7 protein-coding genes are annotated in these 9,023 nt (G+C 49.4%); 5 read left to right on the top strand and 2 right to left on the bottom strand.

Annotated features, from left to right (window positions below; all coding sequences use genetic code 11):
- The first annotated feature begins 317 nt into the window (after positions 1–317).
- The 5 genes from OGX89_RS15590 (at position 318) to OGX89_RS15570 (ending at position 7,235) form a co-directional block, all read left to right on the top strand.
- A complete protein-coding gene (locus OGX89_RS15590) occupies positions 318–1,949 on the top strand; it encodes a sensor histidine kinase (protein WP_003826772.1) in 1,632 nt (543 codons plus the stop codon).
- Positions 1,946–2,665, top strand: coding sequence for a two-component system response regulator DcuR (gene dcuR, locus OGX89_RS15585; protein ID WP_008786975.1), 720 nt, complete (start codon positions 1,946–1,948; stop codon positions 2,663–2,665). Before OGX89_RS15590 ends, dcuR begins: the two co-directional genes overlap by 4 nt.
- Before the next feature lie 715 nt (positions 2,666–3,380).
- Positions 3,381–4,721 carry an anaerobic C4-dicarboxylate transporter DcuB gene (gene dcuB, locus OGX89_RS15580; RefSeq protein ID WP_003031873.1) on the top strand — a complete coding sequence of 447 codons (1,341 nt, stop codon included), beginning with the start codon at positions 3,381–3,383 and terminating at the stop codon, positions 4,719–4,721.
- Positions 4,722–4,817: 96 nt separating this feature from the next.
- Positions 4,818–6,464 carry a class I fumarate hydratase FumA gene (fumA, locus tag OGX89_RS15575; protein WP_057068411.1) on the top strand — a complete coding sequence of 549 codons (1,647 nt, stop codon included), beginning with the start codon at positions 4,818–4,820 and terminating at the stop codon, positions 6,462–6,464.
- A 147-nt stretch (positions 6,465–6,611) separates the two neighbouring features.
- Positions 6,612–7,235: a DUF2238 domain-containing protein gene (locus OGX89_RS15570; RefSeq protein ID WP_032934135.1), complete on the top strand. Its 624-nt coding sequence runs from the start codon at positions 6,612–6,614 to the stop codon at positions 7,233–7,235.
- A gap of 20 nt (positions 7,236–7,255) precedes the next feature.
- Here the strand turns inward: OGX89_RS15570 and OGX89_RS15565 are convergent, their stop codons facing one another.
- Both OGX89_RS15565 and melB read right to left on the bottom strand, forming a co-directional pair.
- The gene (locus OGX89_RS15565; protein ID WP_003826761.1) at positions 7,256–7,510 is read right to left on the bottom strand and encodes a SemiSWEET transporter; all 255 of its coding nucleotides are present in this window, start codon (positions 7,508–7,510) and stop codon (positions 7,256–7,258) included.
- A 2-nt stretch (positions 7,511–7,512) separates the two neighbouring features.
- Entirely contained in the window at positions 7,513–8,943 is a 1,431-nt protein-coding gene (gene melB, locus OGX89_RS15560; protein WP_032934134.1) for a melibiose:sodium transporter MelB, read from the bottom strand.
- Between the last annotated feature and the right edge of the window lie 80 nt (positions 8,944–9,023).

The following is a 9,023-nucleotide window of genomic DNA, read 5'->3' as shown; positions in this document are numbered from 1 at the left end:
TGGAGGCGCATTATAGGGAGTTTCCTGCGGCCCGCAACCCTTAAATGACAGAAAAATGACTGACTGCTGCATTCCACAGCAAAACCCCGCCTTATACCCATTTACGCACAGAGTTATCCACAATCGTAAGGAAATTATCTGTAAGCGCCCCTAAAAAGGGAGAGAATCGGTATGAAAACCTCTATATAGAAAGAAATTCACTCTACGCTATATAAAGAAGAAGGACTGACAACTTAAGCGCCATAATCCCTACCACCTTTGAATTACGCACCCCATCAGGCAATAATACCCGTACAAACCGTGATTTCAGGACCGTGATGAGATACTCCCTGCAACGTACTGCTATACGTAAACGCCCGATGAAGCTTGGCACCACCGTGATCCTCATGGTTAGTGCAGTACTCTTCTCCGTGCTGCTTGTCGTTCATCTGATTTATTTCTCGCAGATCAGCAACATGACGCGCGATGCATTAGCGAGTAAAGCGCTTGCGGTCGCGCGAACGCTAGCCAACTCTCCGGAGATCCGCCAGGGACTAATGAAAAAGCCCGAGGAAAGCGGCATTCAGGCGATTGCCCAGGCGGTGAATAAGAGCAACGACTTTTTGTTCATCGTCGTCACTGATATGCAAAGCATTCGTTACTCCCATCCCGAAGCGCAGAGAATCGGTCAGCCATTTAAAGGCGATGACATATTGCTGGCCCTGCAGGGTAAAGAGAATGTCGCCATTAATCGCGGATTCCTGGCTAAAGCTCTACGTGTATTTACTCCTATCTATGACGAACATCACCGGCAGATTGGCGTCGTGTCGATCGGCCTTGAGCTAAGCCGGGTGACTGAGCAGATCAATAACAGCCGCGGCAGCATCATCTGGTCCATCTTATTTGGCGTGCTGGTTGGACTGCTCGGTACATGGGTATTTGTCAAAGTTCTCAAGCGCATTCTGTTTGGTCTGGAGCCTTATGAAATCTCCAATCTGTTCGAACAACGCCAGGCGATGCTGCACTCTATAAAGGAAGGTGTCATTGCCGTTGACGAATGCGGTGAGGTGACGCTGATTAACCAAGCGGCGCAGGAGCTGCTGGATTATCACAAATCACAAGATGATGCCCAGCTCTCCACACTCAGCCATGCGTGGTCACAGGTGGTCGATTTTTCACAGGTACTACATGACGGAACGCCGCGCCGCGATGAAGAGATCATGGTGAAGGATCGGCTACTCTTAATTAACACGGTCCCGGTACTCAGCAACGGTAAAATCATCGGTGCCATTTCAACCTTCAGAGATAAGACTGAAGTCCGAAAACTAATGCAACGTCTGGATGGTATGGTCAACTATGCCGACGCACTTCGTGAACGATCCCACGAATTCATGAATAAATTGCACGTGATTCTGGGATTATTGCATCTGAAAAGTTATAAGCAGCTTGAAAATTACATCCTGAAGACAGCAAACAATTATCAGGAAGAAATTGGCTCGCTGTTAGGAAAAATAAAATCACCGGTGATCGCAGGATTTTTACTCAGTAAGATTAATCGCACATCTGATTTAGGCCATAGTCTGGTCATTAGCAATGAAAGCCAGTTACCGGAAAATAGCAACGAAGATCAGGTGGCGGTGCTGATTACCGTTCTGGGGAATCTGATTGAAAACGCCCTGGAAGCGCTAGGTCAAGAACCTGGTGGTGAGATCAGCGTATCCTTGCATTATCGACACGGCTGGTTGCATTGCGAAGTGAATGACGATGGTCCGGGGATTGCCCCCGAAAACATTGAGCACATCTTTGAGAAGGGCGTTTCGTCAAAAGGAACCGAACGGGGCGTAGGTTTAGCGCTTGTTAAACAACAGGTTGAAAACGTTGGCGGCAATATATCCGTCGAGTCTGAACCTGGGATCTTCACCCAATTTTTTGTACAGTTACCGTGGAATGGTGAGAGGGCCAGCAGATGATCAATGTCTTAATTGTCGATGACGATGCAATGGTAGCGGAATTAAACCGCCGTTATGTCGCGCAACTCTCCGGTTTTCACTGCTGCGGCACAGCCTCCACGCTGGAGAAAGCAAAAGAGATAATCTTTCATAGCGGTCATCATATTGATCTGATTTTGCTAGATATTTATATGCAAAAAGAAAACGGTCTGGACCTGCTACCGGTTCTGCACAGCGAAGGTTGCAAGTGTGATGTCATCGTCATCTCTTCCGCCGCTGATGCCACCACCATCAAAGATTCACTTCACTACGGTGTTGTTGACTACCTGATCAAACCTTTCCAGGCTTCCCGGTTTGAAGAGGCGCTCACCGGCTGGCTGCACAAGAAAAATGAGATGGACAAGCATCAGTATTATGAACAGTCTGAGCTTGACCAGCTGATTCACGGCAGCTCTTCCAATGAACAGGAAGCACGGCGCTTACCCAAAGGGTTAACGCCACAAACGTTACGCACGCTGTGTCAGTGGATTGATGAGCACCAGGATCAAGAGTTCTCCACAGATGAGCTGGCCAACGAGGTCAATATCTCGCGCGTCTCTTGCCGTAAATACCTTATCTGGCTCGTCAATTGTCACATCTTATTTACCAGCATCCATTATGGCGTGACCGGCAGACCTGTTTATCGTTATCGCGTGCAGGCTGAACACTACTCATTGCTTAAACAATATTGCCAATAAATACACTTGGGATTATTTGTTATTTGAAAGTAACAATTATTAAAATAATGAAAAATCCCAATTTCACCAGCTGGAACTGTAAAATTATAAATTTGCGTTAGATCAAATATATTTGTATCCGACATGTTAAATGCATTATTTTAATATTGACAAATATCACACTGTTTTTAATTTCAAAATCGCTAACAAAAGTTAATTAAGTATTATCTAACTCGCAGAGTGTGTATTTTTACCCATAAAGGATTAGTCTGAAATTAACCAGACATACAAAATCTAGACTGGTAGCAATGGAGACCATGCTACGTACCATGGACACCGTACATTTTTGTGAGCAAATAAAAGTATCCGCACGCCGACCTCATCACATTATGAGATGGCGTGACTGTGATCACATAAATAATCTACTCACCCATTCTGTCGGTGGTTCACGTAATAGCGGAAAACGCAAAACAGATAAATTACAGCGTCAACCGCAGCTTTCCATGTTTAGCTCTGCTTCCCATCGCCTGAGGATTCTCTCCTCTGATCAAAGCCACAGAAAAAACCAAATATCGCCATAACTTTAAAAAAACATTCTAGCAAGACATTTGAACATTAATCGCAAATACGGATATATCGAATACTGACCATTTTTTGATGCTTATTCTGGCAAAAAAGAATGTGGCACAGATCCATTTTTCAAAAATTGACTGGGTTTTTCGCGAGGGTAAATAAAATGTTATTTAGTATACAACTTCTCATAATATTAATATGTTTGTTTTATGGTGCCAGAAAGGGCGGTATCGCGCTGGGTTTATTAGGCGGTATCGGCCTGGTCATTCTGGTTTTCGTTTTCCATCTCCAGCCGGGTAAACCACCTGTAGATGTAATGCTGGTTATTATTGCCGTGGTGGCCGCATCGGCAACCTTGCAAGCCTCCGGCGGCCTTGACGTTATGCTGCAAATCGCTGAAAAGCTGCTGCGCCGTAACCCAAAATACGTTTCCATCGTCGCACCTTTCGTTACCTGCACCCTGACGATTCTCTGCGGTACAGGGCACGTGGTATACACCATCCTGCCAATCATTTATGACGTTGCCATTAAGAACAATATTCGCCCGGAACGTCCGATGGCGGCGAGTTCTATCGGCGCGCAGATGGGGATTATCGCCAGCCCGGTTTCTGTAGCCGTTGTGTCACTGGTGGCAATGCTGGGTAACGTAACGTTTGAAGGCAAGCATCTCGAATTCCTCGACCTGCTCAGCATCACCATCCCGTCTACCCTGTTGGGTATCCTGGCGATCGGTATCTTCAGCTGGTTCCGTGGTAAGGATCTGGATAAAGATGAAGAGTTCCAGAAGTTCATTTCCGTACCTGAAAACCACAACTATGTGTATGGCGATACCGCCACGCTGTTAGACAAAAAGCTGCCGAAAAGCAACTGGCTGGCCATGTGGATCTTCCTGGCCGCTATCGCCGTTGTTGCCGTGCTTGGCGCGTTCTCTGAGCTGCGTCCTACCTTTAGCGGCAAACCGCTGTCAATGGTGCTGGTTATCCAGATGTTCATGCTGCTGACCGGTGCGCTGATTATTATCCTGACGAAGACCAATCCCGCTTCAATATCTAAAAACGAAGTCTTCCGTTCCGGTATGATCGCGATTGTGGCGGTGTACGGTATTGCCTGGATGGCCGAAACAATGTTCGGCGCGCACATGACAGAAATCGAAGGTGTGCTGGGCAATATGGTGAAAGAGTATCCGTGGGCCTATGCAATTGTTCTGCTGCTGGTATCCAAATTTGTAAACTCCCAGGCAGCGGCGCTGGCAGCGATTGTTCCGGTCGCGCTGGCAATCGGAGTTGATCCCGCGTACATCGTGGCTTCTGCTCCGGCATGTTACGGTTACTACATTCTGCCGACCTACCCGAGCGATCTGGCTGCTATCCAGTTTGACCGTTCCGGCACCACCCACATCGGCCGCTTCGTTATCAACCACAGCTTCATTCTGCCTGGCTTGATCGGCGTAAGCGTATCCTGTGTCTTTGGTTGGATCTTCGCCGCAATGTACGGTTTCCTGTAATCACAGTTCGCGTGCCGTCCACGTTGGTACGGCACGCCACCATGAAGACACAGAGAATTTTAAAATTCCTGAGAAAAATGAAAAGGCTGGAAGCAAATGTCAAAAGTTGAATTCACTTACCAGGCGGCTTTCCCACTGGGGGAAGACAAAACTGAGTACTACCTGCTGACATCCGAACACGTCAGCGTCGGCGAGTTTGAAGGCGAAACAATCCTGAAAGTAGCCCCTGAAGCACTTACGCTACTGGCCCAGCAAGCCTTCCACGATGCCTCCTTCATGCTCCGCCCAGAACACCAACAGCAAGTCGCCTCAATTCTCCATGATCCCGAAGCCAGCGAAAACGATAAGTACGTGGCACTGCAGTTCCTGAGAAACTCCGAAATCGCCGCCAAAGGCGTGTTGCCAACCTGCCAGGACACCGGTACGGCAATCATCATGGGTAAAAAAGGTCAGCGTGTTTGGACCGGCGGCGGCGATGAAGCGGCGCTCTCCAAAGGCGTATTTAATACCTATATCGAAGATAACCTGCGCTACTCGCAAAACGCGGCGCTGGATATGTACAAAGAAGTGAATACCGGCACCAACCTGCCCGCACAGATCGATCTGTACAGCGTGGACGGTGACGAATACAAATTCCTGTGCGTGGCCAAAGGCGGCGGCTCAGCCAACAAAACCTATCTGTATCAGGAAACCAAAGCGCTGCTGACTCCCGGCAAACTGAAAAACTTCCTGGTTGAGAAAATGCGTACGCTGGGTACCGCAGCTTGCCCGCCGTACCACATCGCATTCGTCATTGGCGGCACGTCAGCGGAAAGCACCCTTAAAACGGTGAAGCTGGCCAGCACACACTACTATGACGCGCTGCCGACTGAAGGCAATGCTCACGGCCAGGCGTTCCGCGATCTGCAACTGGAACAGGAACTACTGGAAGAAGCGCAAAAACTCGGCCTTGGCGCTCAGTTTGGCGGAAAATACTTCGCACACGATATCCGCGTGATCCGCCTGCCTCGCCACGGCGCGTCCTGCCCGGTTGGTATGGGCGTTTCTTGCTCCGCAGACCGTAACATCAAGGCCAAGATCAACCGCGAAGGGATCTGGATTGAAAAACTGGAACATAACCCAGGTCAGTACATTCCAGAATCTCTGCGCCAGGCGGGCGAAGGCGAAGTGGTTAAAGTTGACCTTAACCGCCCAATGAAAGAGATCCTCGCCCAGCTCTCTCAGTACCCGGTTTCTACTCGTCTGTCACTGAGCGGTACTATCATTGTTGGTCGTGACATTGCCCACGCGAAGTTAAAAGAACGTATTGAGTCCGGCGAAGGTCTGCCGCAGTACGTGAAAGATCATCCGATCTACTACGCGGGTCCGGCCAAAACGCCTGCAGGCTACCCGTCCGGTTCTTTAGGTCCAACCACCGCGGGTCGTATGGACTCCTACGTTGACCTGTTGCAGTCTCACGGCGGCAGCATGATCATGCTGGCAAAAGGTAACCGTAGCCAGCAGGTGACTGACGCCTGCCACAAACACGGCGGCTTCTACTTGGGCAGCATCGGTGGACCGGCAGCGGTACTGGCGCAGCAGAGCATTAAGCATCTGGAATGCGTGGAATACCCGGAGCTGGGAATGGAAGCTATCTGGAAAATCGAAGTAGAAGATTTCCCGGCTTTCATCCTGGTCGATGACAAAGGCAACGATTTCTTCCAGCAAATCGTCAGCAAACAATGCGCTAACTGCGCGAAGTAACCCATTCGGCCCGGCACTGGACTGGCACTAAATTTTTGGCGTCAGTCCAGCGATCCCCCCGGGCCAACTTTATCCCCCCATTTACTGGTATTGAATTTTTGCCGTTCACAGGGAATAGTGACCTTTTCCATTACGTGTGAATTCGCAATGCTCCGCACTCTGAACCCCACAATCTTGCGCACTGGCGCATTGATCCTGGCGCTGATTCTTATCTACACCGGTATCTCTGCCTCTGAGAAAATCACCTGGCTGATGGAAGTCACGCCAGTCATTATTGTCGTCCCGCTGTTGCTGGCTACCATGAAGCAGTACCCATTGACGCCGCTGCTTTATACGTTGATTTTCTTGCACGCCATCATTCTGATGGTAGGTGGGATGTATACCTACGCCAAAGTTCCCATTGGTTTTCAGGTTCAGGAATGGCTGGATCTCAGCCGTAACCCCTATGACAAGCTGGGCCATTTCTTCCAGGGGCTGGTACCAGCCCTGACGGCAAGAGAGATTTTAGTGCGCGGCAATATTGTCCGTGGTCGTAAGATGCTGTCATTTCTGGTCTGCTGCGTAGCGCTGGCGATTAGCGCAATGTATGAACTGATCGAATGGTGGGCGGCGCTGGCAATGGGACAAGGTGCGGATGACTTCCTTGGCACGCAGGGTGACCCGTGGGATACCCAGTCGGACATGTTCTGCGCCCTGCTCGGTGCGTTAACAACGGTCCTCGCGTTGGCGGGCTGGCACAATCGGCAGTTGAAAACGGCCGGAGAGCGCTAACGCTTCTCCGGCAATCTACGCTACCTACTACGATACTTGATAACCAGAATCGGCAAGGCGAACAACAGTGTCAGAAAGTTCGCCATGCTGACGGCAGTATCTTCAATCAATAATCCGTAAATCAGCCACAAAACCAGCCCGCACACAAACATCACATACATCAAACCGGAGATACCTTGCGTATTGCGGGTGGTAATAACCTTAATGGCTTGCGGCAAGAAAGAGAGCGTCGTCAGGCTGGCCGCCAAATATCCAATCAACGATTGCCATTCCATCGCTATGCCTTCACATCGCCTGGAGCCACTACCGCAATAGCCGGGATATCCGGTTGCTCATGGTGCTGCGGCACCTTGCGATACTTATCCAGTAAATGGATCTGGATCCTGCGCAGGGTGTCGCCATTCAGTCGATAAAAGCGGAAATACAGGACTAAGGTCACCACAAAAAAGAGTGCGGGTAGCGCTATCATAATAAACTGCATGCCAACGATGGTTTCGGCAGACTGCGCGACATTTGGCGCGTAATTAATCACCCCGAGTATCAACGCGATAAAGAAAGCGGCAAATGCTGACCCACCTTTTACCACCATTGTCTGCACCGAATAAGCGATACTTTCACAACGAACATTAAGTTTGTATTCGCCGTAATCAACGGTATCCGCCACCATAATGACCTGCAACACCCAGAAAAGCGCAGATCCAATATTTAGTAAAACACCAGCAATAACAATCAGTAAGATATTATGGAAATCTGCCAGCGCCATCACCAGTAGTACGCTACAGCTAAGCACCGGCAGCACCGATGCCCCAGCCCACAAGATCCGTCGTGACAACGCGCTTACCAACCGAGGAAAGAAAATCAGCGTCAGCAGGTTTGCCGCACCTGCGTAAGACATGTAGTACGGGAAGAGACTTGCATCGCCAATCACGTAGGTAAAATAGTAAATGGCAAAGCCAGCAATGATATTGGATGCAATATTGTAAGCCAGTGCCATACCTAACAGGCAGGTTAGCTGGTCATTTTTATAAATGAGCCCAACGATCGCTTTCAACCCAAGACGACTGCTGTCTGCCGTGGCCTCACTGTCTGACGAAAAAACCTCATGCACATTCCGTAGCGTCACAACGGTGGAAACGATAAAGAACGCGATGAGAATGAGCGTAAACATCTGAAAACCAAAACCACGATCGGCTCCGCCAACATAGCTCACAAAGGGTAGCGTCACGCCTGCGGTAACAAACCCGGCAAGGCTGGCGAAGAAACGCGGATACGGCACCAGTTGTTCACGCTCGCGTTTATCCAGTGTAATGGTTGGCACCAGTGACCAGAATGGAATATCCATAATGGTGTAGGTCATTCCCCATAATATATACGTCACGCAAACAAATACGACCTGCGCAGTACCCTCAAAAAGATGTGCGCTAAAAAGCAAAAACAGCACCAATGAGTTCGCCAGCGTACCGAGCAAGATCCAGGGTTTAAATTTTCCCCAGCGAGATCGGGTGGCGTTCACAATCCAGCCCATGATGGGATCGTTTACCGCATCCCAGATCCTTGCCGCCAGGAACAACGTTCCGACCAGCCCCACCGATAATCCCACCACGTCGGTGTAGTAATACATCAGGTACATGTACACAATTCCGATGGCGAAATCCTTACCAAACGCTCCAAATCCATAACTGAGTTTTGTTGTCAGAGATATGCTCATAGGGTATCGGGTCGCTGTTACCAGCGCCCGCCTTCTGTAAGAGGAAACGTCAGAGGTTAAACGCCGGATACAATGCCCGG

The sequence above is a fragment of the Citrobacter sp. Cpo103 genome (assembly GCF_030332605.1).
GTDB lineage: Bacteria > Pseudomonadota > Gammaproteobacteria > Enterobacterales > Enterobacteriaceae > Citrobacter > Citrobacter portucalensis.
The sequence above is the reverse complement of the archived record's forward strand: the minus strand, read 5'-3'. Positions and strand labels throughout refer to the sequence as shown.